This window comes from Scytonema sp. UIC 10036, from assembly GCF_009725235.1.
In genome coordinates this window covers 29,450-42,887 of sequence record NZ_WJFC01000109.1, presented here as the reverse complement: position 1 = coordinate 42,887, position 13,438 = coordinate 29,450, and the positions used below count along the sequence as shown (strand labels likewise).

Below are 13,438 nucleotides of genomic sequence, written 5' to 3'. Positions count from 1 at the left end.
GGTGGGGTAATAAATATTTGATACATCAATCATGACTTTGAAAACATCCTCTAAGCTCTATCATGTCTAAGTAATCGTTAGCAAATGCTTTCCGTAGAAGTGGGTCAGGAATAAATTCATCGTACTTTTGCATCTGCGGCGCTTCCGAAGTACTGACTAAAGCTTCATTAGGAATTCTTTGCTCGCATAAAGACATGATTTCTGATTGTAAATATTTTACTTTTTCTGGCGCTAGTTTTATAACTAAAAAATAAGGATTACTCCCATTCATACTTTTAATTTCTAGAGATTCCCGACAAAAAGAGTTTAGCAATCTTTCTAAAGTTCGATAAGCAACTGTTCCCATCCAAGGAAAAATGCAACACTTGCCTTTTTCTAATTGCACAATATAACTTGTATCTAATCCAGAGGCTTTTGCCAATTTGCGAGCAGATCGCAACCGTTGTAAGGCATTTTTTTGTAAATAGCTGTATTCTGTCTCTTCACACAAAACTTGACGCATTTTTTGCAAAATTTTTGTATGAATATTGCCACTACCACCACGCCAGTAAATACTCGATTGACCTTCTCCCGGTTTTACCAAAACAATTCTTTTCTTGAAATCAACTTCTGTAACTTCCCAAGTTCTCCCCGCTAAAGCAAAGGTATTTCCTACAGGAAGTGGTTTGACTATACTACCAATTTCTGTATTTCCTTGTTTGACACTATACTCCCGCTCTTCGGCAAAAACAGCATAAAATTGAAATTTTCCTACAACTTTTTCTCCAGCCAATCCAAGAATAATTTTCCCTTGCTCAGTTAATTGAATGTGATTGATATCAAGCAAATAATTTATGAAAATTTTAAAATCATCTCTAGAAATATCGGCAAAAGTTGGCAAACTTAAAACTTGTTTTGCCAAGTAAGCAGGTGAAATTTCCCCTTCAGACACTAAAATACTCATCATTTGTTGATACAACAAACTCAAAGGATATTTAGGAGTCTTAATTGGCTCAATCCAACGCTCCTCTAAATAAAGTTGAATAATCGCAATACACTGCAAAAGTTGCCATGGGATTTGTTCTGGTAACGACTTTTCCGAAGATATCTCCTCTTCAGCACAGACAAAACGCATATCAGCCGCTTCTCCTCTTCTCCCAGTACGCCCCAACCTCTGTAAAAAACTCGCAACAGAAAGAGGAGATTCCAACTGAATCACGCGTTCCAAATAACCGATATCAATACCCAATTCCAAAGTTAAAGTTGCAGCAGTCACAGCCGGACGATTCGGTTCCCGCATCGCACTTTCAGCCGCTTGGCGCAAACGAGCAGAAATACTCCCATGATGCACGTAATAAATATCCTCCTCCCCCTCCTCACCAGCAATTTTACGTAACGCCCCAATAACCGATTCCGTCTGAGACTTATTATTAGCAAAAATCAAACACTTTCGCCCTTTACTCAAACTAAAAATATACCTCTCACACTCACTTATCTCCTCCTCTCTTTCCTCAGCGCCCTCAGCGCCTCTGCGGTTCATCCCACTAATATAAAAATGCTCCACAGCCAATTTAATTTGACGCTTACCCACCTCCACTCTTGGAGTTATCACCGCTCTTTTAGTCCCAGAACGCAACCACTCCTCAGCCATGGAATAATCTCCCAACGTCGCCGATAAACCAATTCTTCGAGGTTCTTTTTTAATCACCCTCTCCAACCTAGCCAACTGGCAAAGAATTTGACCCCCACGTTCCGAACCCATAAAAACGTGAATTTCATCAATAATGACAAACCGCAAATCTCCAAACAGACGAAACAATTCATTGTGCTTGTTAATCAACAAACTTTCCAAAGATTCCGGCGTAATTTGTAAAATTCCTCTAGGGTTTTTCAAAAGCTTATTTTTATGACTTTGAGAAACATCACCATGCCAACAGCAAACAGGTATCTCAGCTTCTTTTAACAAGTCATTCAAGCGTTCAAATTGGTCATTAATCAGAGCTTTAATAGGACCAATATACAAAGCGCCAATTGTAGTCGCAGGATTTTCATATAATTCAGTCAAAACAGGCAGAAAAGCTGCTTCCGTTTTTCCAGAAGCAGTTCCAGCCGTCACCAGTAAGTGAGCATCCGTGTTAAAAATCGCTTTACAGGCTTCGATTTGAACGGGTCTTAACTCAGTCCAGTTGCGATCGTAAATATATTCCTGAATAAAGGGGGCAAGTTTAGAAAAAATAGCCTCTCTCATTTCACAAACTTATTTCCGCAACATCATCATCTTCATCCAAATTAATCTCTATATTTTTACTACCAGAAGTGGGTTTAAATTCATTGCCATGAATGAGTTCTTTGAAAGTAAAACTAGGATGTTGGTAGAGAAGATTCATGACACTGATAAAATCTCGGACAATTTCACCTGGAGTCAGTAAGGCTTCAGCCCCCAACCGACTGACAATTTCTCTGACAAACTCTTTCAAGTCTCGATTTGTCAAAGTTGGTTCGTAACCATAGTTAAAAGCATGAATCTCAGCTAACCTTTGCAAAAGCATGAGAATTTCCTCTTCTTCAAGCGGATTCAGCCGCAGCACGGGACCTAGAAATTCCTGCACACCTGCTTGTGACACAAAACGACTTTCTTTGGTACGTCTTCGCCAAGCAGAATCAGAAAAAAGTCCCCGATTTGGATCTTCTAAAAATCTTGTGGTTCCACCAATAATAATCCCAAGATGTTCTGCTTTACACTGCATGGTGTCGTTAAACATCCCCAGCAATCTGTTGTAATTTTTCTCACGGGTGACTGTAGTCGGTATTTTGTACAAATACACGGCTTCATCAAGCAGAACAACAAGCCCTTTATAACCAATTTCAGCAACAAACTTGGCTAGTAACTTAACATAGTCATACCAAGTTTCATCGTCAATAATGACGCGAACTCCTAAGGCGGCTTTTGCCTCAATTTTTGTGGCAAATTCTCCCCGCAACCACTTGAGGGCAGCATTCTTTAAATTATCGTCATCCAAACGATAGCCCCGCCAGTAAGCAACAATAACGTTTCCAAAATCAAAACCATGAACTAAATCTTCGATATACTGAACAACTTCTCGAATTTTGTCTTCAACTTTGTCATCAAAACCTTCATCGTTGGGACGCATTCCAGTGTCTTTTGCGACCTCTTGTTGGATTTTGTTAATCCATCCTTCTAAAATGGAAACTAAAGCACCACCATCAGGGCGAGTTTTTGTGGCGAGGTGGCTCATTAATTCTCGATAGGTTGCCAAGCCTTCGTTGTTACTTCCTGCAAGCCGACGTTCTAAGGATAAATCGGCATCAGCAACGACAAAACCTTGCTCCATCGCATAGCTGCGAACTAACTGTAGCATGAAGCTTTTTCCAGAACCATAGTTCCCAACTACAAAGCGAAATGCTGCTACACCTTCGGCTATATCATCAAGATTTTGCAATAAACTTTTTAGTTCTTTTTCTCTCCCTACTGCTATGTGTTCTAACCCTACTCTTGGTACTACCCCTGCACCCAGAGAGTTCATTAAAGCAGTGGATACTTTTTTTGATATTTTCAGCTTTGCCATGTAAATCACCTCGTTCTATTCTCGTTGTTTGGCTTAGCTCCAGTGACGAGAATATAAATATGTAGATGCCTTTATTTTCTTGAGGTTTGCCTAGCCATTATATCTTGGTGGATTGCGATCGCTTTTCTGACATCTGTCATGTACTCTTGATAAATTACAGGATTTTCCGACCCTGTATCAATTAACAGTTCACCAATTGTATCTCTAGCGAGTTCGTTGATAGAGTCAATGAGCAAATTTGGCATTGTGATGTTGTCTTCCGCGATCTTTTTGATTGTAGGATTGGGATTCTCTTGTTCTAGTATAGCTTTTAAAACCTGAATTTCATAATTTGGTAGCTGTTCGACAAATTTAGCCCATTCTTCAGTTGAATCTTCCGAATTATCTGCTAAACTATTTACTGGTTCTAAAGAATCCATAAATTCAGAGAAGGGGAAAAACTCTGCTTCTCTGTTTTGCTCATTGTTATCAAATGAAGGATCGGATGTTAAAGTTTCCATTTGTTGGAGCAACTCCCAGACTTGGTTTTGTAATTGGTCGCGTTCCTCAAGAAGTAATGAAACTTGTCCTTGTAACTGTTCTAGCTCTCGACGTTGCTCCGTAAGTTCCTCCTGTAAAGAATTTAAGCTCGCTTCTATGCTTTCTCGCTCAGCTTTTTTAGCTGTCAGTAACTGAGATTGCTGTTGTTCTTTCACTTCCATCTCGTGAATTTCAACCCGCAACTCATATAATTTTTCTTCAAGTTGCGGCTTGAGTCTGTTAAGAAGGGTAATACTACTTTCTAGTTCTTGTTTCTGTTGTTGAAGTTCAAGAAGCTGATTCTGTAAATTGGCGATTTCAGCACGAGATACATTACAATTTAATTCTAAACGGCGCTTTTCAGAATTGAGAGCAGAGAAAGAATGGTTCAAATCTGTTTTTGTTTTATCCAAAGTTTGTAACTCGTTTTGAAGATAATTAATTTCTGCTTCTAACTTTTGTTTTTCTATAAAAAAAGAGCTAAGCTCTCGATGGAGACTATCTCTCTGATTGCGCCGTTCTACAAGCTGATTTTGTAATTTACTTGATTCCGAATATAATAGAGCATTATGTGCTTCAAGTTGCTTAATTTCTGAAAAAATGCGAAATTTAAGCCCCTCAAGTTCTTGAATTCTCCTTTGGAGAGAATCTAAAACAAGCATTTCATGATTTCGGCGTCGTTTATCTACAAAAAATGCAGCTAGATAGGTTGCAGGTACAGTGACTAAACCTGTAAGAAAAGCTTTATTAAAATCCCAACTCAGGAAGAGGCTGAGAGCAAAACTCACACAAAAAGCAATTATACCTATAATGAACCGATTACTATTCATAGTTGATTGGTTACTAGTAATTTTTAACATAATCAAGTTATTAAAAAAGGGATTGGTCACTGGTCAGGTGGTCACTGGTCACTGATTTAGATAGTGCCAAATCTGATTTTAAGAAGTCAACAAATTGTCGTGCTGTCCTTCCAGAACGACCGTTATGACGGGTTGCCCATTGTAAAGCTTGACGTTCTAAGTCCTCCTGAGATATTTCAATTTCCGCTTTTAGTGCAAGATGACGGACAATTTGCAGGTAAGTTTTTTGATTGGCTGGTTCAAAAGTCAAAGTTAAACCAAAGCGATCGCTAAAAGACAGTTTTTCCTGCATGGTATCCCAAGCATGAATTTCGTCATTTTCCTTAGGAGATGGTCTCTCGGCAAAAAATTCTCGAATTAAGTGACGGCGGTTTGATGTGGCATATACGACTGCATTTTGAGGTCTTGCTGTCAAGTTCCCTTCTAACACCACTTTGAGTGCTTTAAAAGCATCATCATCTTCCTCAAAAGACAGGTCGTCAACAAAGATAATAAATTTTTGTGGTAAACCCCGTAACTGTTCCACAATTTTTGGTAAATCTTTTAATTCAGATTTTGCCACTTCCACCAAACGTAAGTTCTGTTTCCCATATTCATTTAACAAAGCTTTGACTAAAGAAGATTTGCCCGAACCACGGCTCCCGTACAGTAGTACGTGCAAAGCTACCTGTCCTGACAATAAAAACTCAGTATTTTTTAACAAAGCTTCCTTTTGAGCCTCATAACCAGTCAATTGATTCAAACGAATTGGATCGGGATGGTATATTCCAACAAACTGTCCTGCTTCCCAGCGCAAAGCTTGACACTCTGCAAACAAACCAGTACCGGATTTACGATAATATACAGCTAATTCTTCTACTGCGTCAGCCCAAGTTTCTAAATGTTGTAGTTTTTTTATAACGGGTAATTCATTATCTCCCACCGCCTCCTCTGGCTCCACATACCACACGACTGGTGATATCGGTAAATATGCCCCTGTTTGCACCCACTCGCTTAAAGTCGCGCTGCTGCATTCATAAAGACTTTGCAGTGCTTGTAAATCGTGCTCTGCTGCTGCTATCAAAGAATATGGCAATTTCTCGAATTGTTGCTTTTGAGCAAGTCGAGAGAAAGGATTGTCATCTCTAAGGATTTGAGTCACGAGATAATCTTCCCAGTTTTGACCTCTTGCAGCTAAGCATCTGAAGTAACTGCCGTAGGCTTGAAGACAACCTCGCGCATCCGCATCAATATAGCGTATAGCTTGCAACAAATCAAGAAACGCTTTCCCCGCTTCGCCTTGGAGAACAGATTGGTAGAGTAAAAGTGATGCCGCTTGACGTTGGAGGAACTGAACCTTTGCAACTACTTGATTATCCATCAATTCATACCATTTTGGATTTTGGATTTTAGATTTTGGATTGATAAAGCCTTGCTAGGGCTTATTTTCACCCAATTATCTGTAGCATTCTTCAAATGGTATATTAAAGTGATGTGGGTTAAGAGTTGTTGTAGATGGTCTGCCAATGCTTGCAGCAAAATCAAAATCTACCAGGTTTTAACAATGACTTTAGGTATTGTTGCAGCGCTTGCCTACGGCATATTAGTCGTCATTGGTGGTATTATTGGCTACTTTAAAAGTAGTAGTACAATTTCGCTTGTCAGTGGTAGTTTAAGCGGCGTATTATTGCTTTTCGCGGCTTTTGTCCAATTTCAAGGACAAAGTTGGGGAGTAATGCTAGCATCTGTCGTCACTGCTGTTTTAGTCGTTTTCTTCGCATTCCGATTAGCTAAAACGCGGAAGTTTATGCCTGCGGGATTGATGATTCTCCTAGGTGCATTGGCACTAGCAATCATGGTGAAGCAATTAACAGTGGTGAAATAAACTAGTACTCGCTCCCACCTCGTTCCCAGCCTCAGGCTGGGAATGCCTCACCGGGAGGCTCCGCCTCCTGTGCTCTACCTTACCCACCGCTCGGCAGCCAGTTGCGATCGCGTCTTGACCTGGGAAAGACTTTCTGTACTCTATCGTACCTGGAGTGCGAGGCAGAGCCTCGCAACCTGCATTCCCAGGCAGAGCCTGGGAACGAGAGGTATGCGGAACAAGTGGCAGGTGGAAGTTTATAAAACTTAATAGTAATTTCAATAGATTTACGGTTGCGATAGCCCACCCTCACAAGTTCCTCATATTGATTATCTACATTGAGAGCATAAAAGTAGAACCTGTATACAAGTCCCAATAAAAGGTTTGTAGGGTAAGGGAGACGGCATTATGAAAACTATTGTTAATTTAACTTTGGCTGCTGTTGCTAGGGAAATTGAAGAGGTTTTAGAAACTTATCCCCATCATCCCTATCAAAAAGCTTTTTCGATTCCCGACTTACGTCAAGAACTGACTGCTCATGTTCTCAGTCAAATTTCTAATTGCTATGTCGTTGTCGATCATACTCAAAAACTATTCATTACCCTTAATTCATTGCCTTGTTCTTTGGACGAAAAAGAATGTATTAAAGACTTGATTCATCGGGAAATTGAAAATGTTTGGCATAAAAAAGAAAAAGAGCTTAGCCATCAAATTCCTGAAGAACTTGACCCTGGCTTTGCTCCTTCCCATTGGTTTGGTTAATTTTGTTAGTGGTTAGTGGTTAGTGGTTAGTGGTTAGTGGTTAGTGGTTATTAGATACGAACCACCAACAAACAACAACCAACCAACAACATTATAAACGTATTTCCGCTTTCACTACAGAAGCTTCTGAACTGCGGTAGATATGGAAACCTAGTTTTTCACAAACTCGTTGCATTCCATAGTTTTCTGCCAAGATTTCGGCAGAAATTCGCTCTAACTTTTCATCGCGACCAACTTGTATCAGTTGTCTAACTAACTCCGTTCCCAATCCGCGACATTGATATGGATCGCTGACAAGCATGGCAAATTCTGCTTCATTTTTGCCGTGCAATTTGCTTAACCGCCCCACTGCTAAAATCTGATGTTCTCCTGTTTGGGGATTGGTATAATCAGCAACGAGTGCCATTTCGCGATCGTAATCAATAAAACACATCCGCGTGAGCCTTTCGTGAGCTACTCTGGATTTCAACTTAATCATGTGGAAGTAGCGCAAATAAACGCTTTCTTCAGATAAAGTTTTGTGAAATTTTACTAACAAAGGTTCATCTTCTGGCTGGATGGGGCGAATGACGATTGGAGTTCCATCTGCTAATGTCCATGGAGCTACATATTGGGTGGGATAAGGTTTAATGGCTAACTTGGGAAGTTGCTCTAGATCGGTATCCGCATCATGCAGAACAATGCGAGCATCTAAAGCAATGAGAGAGGGGTGTGGGGAGGTACTATTTTCTTCTACAGGTTTTGCCAATAAGGGATTAATATCAATTTCTTTAATCCATGGTTGCTCAACAACAAGTTGGCTAAATCGAACGAGCAGTTGCTCTAATGCTCCCATATCTACTGATTCCCGTCCCCGAACTCCTTGGAGTGCTTTGTAAATTCGGGTTTGTTCCATCATCCGACGTGCTAAAGTGCTGTTGAGTGGTGGAAGAGCGATCGCACGATCTCCAAATACCTCTACAAGTTGACCACCCGTACCGAACAATAACACCGGACCAAACTGCGGATCTATACTGCTACCAATAATTAACTCATAGCCATCCAGTTTGACCATGGGTTGCACGGTGACTCCTTCAAAGAGAGGGGAATTATCTTCATCTTCTTGCTTTCTTGTCTCTGCCCACTTAGCAACGGAAGATTGAATAGAACGGTAAGCACTCCGGACTTCGTCAGCATCGGTGAGATTTAACTTCACACCACCAACATCAGTTTTGTGAGTAATCGTTTTGGAAAGCAGTTTGACAACAACAGGGTAACCAATAGCTTCTGCACAAGCAACTGCTTGCTCTTCACTTCTTGAAATACACGTTTGTACGGTAGGGATACCGTAAGCTGCTAGCACCTGTTTTGATTCAAACTCAGTGAGCAGAGTCCGGTTTTCCTGTTGGGCATTTTGAATAATTTTTTCAACCTGAGTGCGGTTGAGTACACCTTCCCCAAAAGCACACGGTAAAACTGGTGTTTCGTAAATCCCTCTTAAGTTATAGCTAGACTTCCACATATAGCTAAATGTCCGAGCCGCCGCATCAGGATAATTATAAGTGGGAATACCTGCTTGATTGAGAATAGCTTCTCCTTCTGCTACATCGGTTCCACCCATCCAACTTGCTAGAATCGGCTTACCGCGCAGGGATGTTGTCTTTAAAGTCTCTACAGAAGCTTGAAACTGTTTGGCTGTTTGGCTTGGGTCAGTCATAGCTTGAGGGGTAAGTATGACTAACAATCCATCACTTTTGCGATCGCCTGCTGCAATTTCCAGTGCTTTAATATACCGTTCTGGGTCAGCATCACCCAAAATATCTATAGGATTGCAGTGACTGCCATGCGGTGGCAGGATCTTTTCTAGAGCTGTGTGTGTATCGAGAGATAAATCTGCTAATTCTCCACCACTACCAATTAGGGCATCTGTTGCCAGAACACCCGGTCCCCCTGCATTGGTAATAATTGTAAGGCGGGGTCCTTTTGGACGGGGCTGCTTTGCCAGCACTTCTGCCATATCAAACAAGTCAGCGATACTATTAACTCGCAGTACGCCACAACGACGAAAAGCTGCATCTAGAACAGCATCACTACCAGCCAAAGCCCCTGTATGGGAAGCTGCGGCTTTTGCAGCTGCTTCAGTACGACCTGCTTTAATGACAATAATTGGTTTGGTGAGGGCAACTTCCCGTGCTGCTGAAAGAAAAGAACGGGCGTCCCCAATAGACTCCATATAAATAACTATACTTTTTGTCTGCGGGTCATCACCGAGATAGTAAATCAGATCGCCCCAATCTACATCCAGCATGGAGCCAATGGAGACAAAGGCGCTAAAACCTACATTCTCCCGTCTGCTCCAATCTAAAATAGAAGTACAAAGCGCTCCACTTTGACTGATAAAACCAACCGTACCGGGTCGAGCCATGCCATTAGCAAAGGTAGCATTTAAACCTGTAATGGGATTCATGACACCCAAACAGTTAGGTCCGATCAGTCGCATCTTGCCTTGGCGTACTCGCTCAAGCACTTGCTGTTCCAATTCAACTCCAGCCGCCCCTGTTTCCTTAAAGCCGGCTGATAAAATTATTGCGCCCTTGACTCCTGCATCCACACATTGACTGATAATCCCTGGAACCGTGGGGGCTGGTGTCGCAATGACAGCTAAATCCACTTGTTCTGGGACTTCCGCAATGCTGGTATATGCTTTAATTCCTAAAACATGACGACGCTGTGGATTGACAGGGTAAACCGTACCGCCAAAAGAATTACTGATGAGATTCCAAAGTAAGGTACGTCCAACACTACCAGGTCTTTCTGTTGCGCCAATGACTGCGATCGCTTTGGGTGTAAAAATAGTATCTAGAGGGCGGTATTCGGCGCGGAGAATATCGTAGGCGCGGTCTGGTGTGCGTTCCGTTAACTGTTGCATGATTGAAATTCCTTATTTAAGATTTGTAAAGACGCGCCACGGCGCGTCTTTACAGGAGCCCTAATTTGCTGCTAATTCAGTCGTAGGTGTTGCATACGATTCTTCATGAAATGGAGCCGCACTTTTCTGACAGCCCAAGTAAGCTAAGATGTACAATTCCTTGAGATCGCCAATCAAAGGATAACGTGGATTTGCGCCCGTACACTGGTCATCAAAAGCACGTTCCGCCATCTCTTCAACTTTGGCATAAAACTCTTGTTCTGTCTCGTTAAGAGTTTCTTTAATTGTGGCAGGCACTTCAACTTCCCGCTTCAAATTTTCCACAGCTTCCACAAGTTTCTCCACTTTTTCCTCAAGAGTATTGCCACCCAATTTCAGATAATCGGCAATCTCTGCATACCGTTCTTTGGCACGAGGATATTTATATTGTGGGAAGATAGCTTGCTTAAAGGGTATATCTGTAGCGTTGTAGCGGATCACGTGAGAAATCAGCAGTGCATTTGCCAACCCGTGAGGAACGTGGAAAGTCGATCCCAACTTATGCGCCATGGAATGACAAACTCCCAGGAAAGCATTCGCAAATGCCATCCCAGCAATTGTTGCTGCATAGTGGACTTTCTCTTTTGCCTCTGGATCTTTAGCACCATTCTGATAAGAACGTGGCAAATACTTAAACAGTAGCCCAATTGCCTCAAGCGCCAATCCTTCTGTAAATTCCGTTGCTAAAACCGATACATAAGCTTCAAGAGCATGAGTCAGAGCATCCAAGCCACCGTAAGCTGTGAGTTTCTTAGGCATACTCAGCACTAACTCAGGATCGACAATTGCCATGTTTGGTGTCAAGGCATAATCGGCAAGAGGATACTTCACTCCCACACTGTCATCTGTAACCACTGCAAAGGGTGTTACCTCTGAACCCGTTCCAGAAGTTGTGGGGATCGCTACCATTGTTGCTTTTTGACCCAATGCGGGGAGTTCGTAAACTCGCTTGCGGATATCCATAAACCGCATAGCCAATCCTTCAAATTCTACTTCTGGATGTTCGTACATCAGCCACATAACCTTAGCAGCGTCCATTGGTGAACCACCGCCAATAGCAATAATCACATCTGGTTGATAGTTTCTGAGTAAAGCCAGCCCCTGATTGACATTGGAGAGAGTGGGATCGGGTTCAACATCATGGAAGATATCGTAACTGACTCCGAGTTCATCTAGAACTCTAGTCACCTTATCCAGGATGCCTAAATTAAACAATGGTTTGTCAGTGACAATAAAAGCTCGTTTTTTATCTGCTAGTTCGCGCAATGCGACAGGTAAACAGCCGTACTTAAAGTAAATTTTGGGCGGTACGCGGAACCAGAGCATATTTTCCCGTCGTTCTGACACTGTTTTAATATTAAGTAAGTGGTGAGGAGCGACGTTGTCTGAAACTGTATTACCGCCCCAGGTTCCACAACCTAGAGTCAGAGAGGGGTCGAGTTTAAAGTTGTAAAGGTCGCCAATCGCACCTTGAGAAGAAGGAGTGTTGATGAGCAGTCTTGCTGTCTTGAGAGTATTCTCAAAGTAGACGATATCATCTAAATTCGCTGGGTCTGTGTAAAGTGCTGCAGTGTGTCCGGGACCGCCAAAAGCGACCAATTTTTGAGCTTTTTGAACGGCTTCGTGATAATTGCTAGCTCGATACATAGCAAGTATTGGCGAGAGCTTCTCATGAGCAAAAGGTTCGCTACTGCTAATCTCTTCTACTTCAGCCACTAAAACTTTGTAACTGGTGGGTAATGGACAATATGCTCGTTCTTCACCATTTGCGATCGCAACCCGTTTCAAATCAATTCCTGCCAAAGAAGCCAGAGACTCAACCGATTGTCCAACAATCGCTGGATTTAAACGACCATCTTTCAGCACTAAATTGCCTAATTTTTCTTTTTCTTCCTCTGAGAGAAGATAAGCCCCACGACGGATAAATTCTTGTTTAACTTGCTCGTATACTGAATCCACTACAATGACAGACTGCTCGGAAGCGCAAATCATGCCATTATCAAAGGTTTTACTGAGAATAATGGAGCTCACCGCCGTTTGAATATCTGCAGAACTATCAATGACAGCAGGAGTGTTTCCAGCACCTACACCTAGTGATGGATGTCCCGATGAATAAGCAGCCCTCACCATTGCAGGTCCGCCTGTTGCCAAAATCAGCTTCACTTCAGAGTGTTGCATCAATGCTTTGGAGAGTTCCACAGTAGGTTCATCGATCCAACCAATGATATCTTCAGGCGCACCCGCAGCTACAGCCGCATCTAGGACGATTTTTGCCGCTTCCATCGTGCAACGAGGCGCACGGGGGTGAGGAGAGAAGATAATGGCGTTTCGTGTTTTGAGAGAAATGAGGGCTTTGAAGATAGTGGTTGATGTCGGGTTGGTGATAGGAACAATCCCGGCTATGATTCCTACTGGTTCGGCAATTTTTTGAATACCAAAAGATTTATCGTCTTCAATGACGCCACAAGTGCGTTCTTGCTTGTACTTGTTATAAATATATTCAGACGCAAAGTGGTTTTTAATAACTTTGTCTTCTACAATGCCCATACCTGTCTCCGCAACCGCCATTTTTGCTAGGGGTATGCGTTGGGCGTTTGCAGCTTGAGCCGCTTTTTTGAAGATGTGGTCTACTTGCTGTTGAGTGTAGGTGGCAAAGACGTCTTGAGCCGCTTTGACGCGTTGGATAAGTTGTTCTAGTTCTTCGAGATTTGTGACTCTCATAGTTTGTTTGTGTCCTTTGTGAAATATTTGTGGAATATTCACTTGCCTCACTTGTTAAGTTAGAAGCCAAAATTGAGGAAGTTGTGAAGAACTAGTGGTCTACCACATAAATTTCGATGGGCTGTCACCTCGTTCCCAGGCTCAGCCTGGGAATGCCTTACCGGAGGCTCAGCCTCCCGAATGCGAGGCTCTACCGAGCAGACTGCATTTGTGGTAGAAC

Annotated in this window: 8 protein-coding genes; 2 read left to right on the top strand and 6 right to left on the bottom strand. The window is 42.2% G+C overall.

Annotated features, from left to right (window positions below; genetic code table 11):
- Positions 1 to 25: 25 nt before the first annotated feature.
- From F7734_RS36955 to F7734_RS36940, 4 genes are all read right to left on the bottom strand, one after another.
- Positions 26 to 2,227 (bottom strand): DEAD/DEAH box helicase, encoded by a 2,202-nt coding sequence (locus F7734_RS36955; RefSeq protein ID WP_155749448.1) that lies wholly within the window; start codon positions 2,225 to 2,227, stop codon positions 26 to 28.
- 1 nt (position 2,228) lies between these two features.
- On the bottom strand, positions 2,229 to 3,566 hold the full coding sequence (locus F7734_RS36950; RefSeq protein WP_155749447.1) for an ATP-binding protein: 1,338 nt from the start codon (positions 3,564 to 3,566) through the stop codon (positions 2,229 to 2,231).
- 71 nt (positions 3,567 to 3,637) lie between these two features.
- On the bottom strand, positions 3,638 to 4,915 hold the full coding sequence (locus tag F7734_RS36945) for a tellurite resistance TerB C-terminal domain-containing protein (protein WP_155749446.1): 1,278 nt from the start codon (positions 4,913 to 4,915) through the stop codon (positions 3,638 to 3,640).
- Between the two features lie 40 nt (positions 4,916 to 4,955).
- Positions 4,956 to 6,305, bottom strand: a complete 1,350-nt coding sequence (locus tag F7734_RS36940; protein ID WP_155749445.1) for an ATP-binding protein — start codon at positions 6,303 to 6,305, stop codon at positions 4,956 to 4,958.
- A gap of 183 nt (positions 6,306 to 6,488) precedes the next feature.
- Between F7734_RS36940 and F7734_RS36935 the strand changes: the two genes are divergently transcribed.
- Positions 6,489 to 6,809, top strand: coding sequence for a TMEM14 family protein (locus F7734_RS36935; protein ID WP_155749444.1), 321 nt, complete (start codon positions 6,489 to 6,491; stop codon positions 6,807 to 6,809).
- Between the two features lie 387 nt (positions 6,810 to 7,196).
- Positions 7,197 to 7,550: a hypothetical protein gene (locus tag F7734_RS36930; RefSeq protein ID WP_155749443.1), complete on the top strand. Its 354-nt coding sequence runs from the start codon at positions 7,197 to 7,199 to the stop codon at positions 7,548 to 7,550.
- A 91-nt stretch (positions 7,551 to 7,641) separates the two neighbouring features.
- Here F7734_RS36930 and F7734_RS36925 read toward each other — a convergent pair whose 3' ends face one another.
- The gene (locus F7734_RS36925) at positions 7,642 to 10,458 is read right to left on the bottom strand and encodes a bifunctional acetate--CoA ligase family protein/GNAT family N-acetyltransferase (RefSeq protein WP_155749442.1); all 2,817 of its coding nucleotides are present in this window, start codon (positions 10,456 to 10,458) and stop codon (positions 7,642 to 7,644) included.
- 60 nt (positions 10,459 to 10,518) lie between these two features.
- Positions 10,519 to 13,218, bottom strand: coding sequence for a bifunctional acetaldehyde-CoA/alcohol dehydrogenase (adhE, locus tag F7734_RS36920; RefSeq protein WP_155749441.1), 2,700 nt, complete (start codon positions 13,216 to 13,218; stop codon positions 10,519 to 10,521).
- Positions 13,219 to 13,438 lie beyond the last annotated feature (220 nt).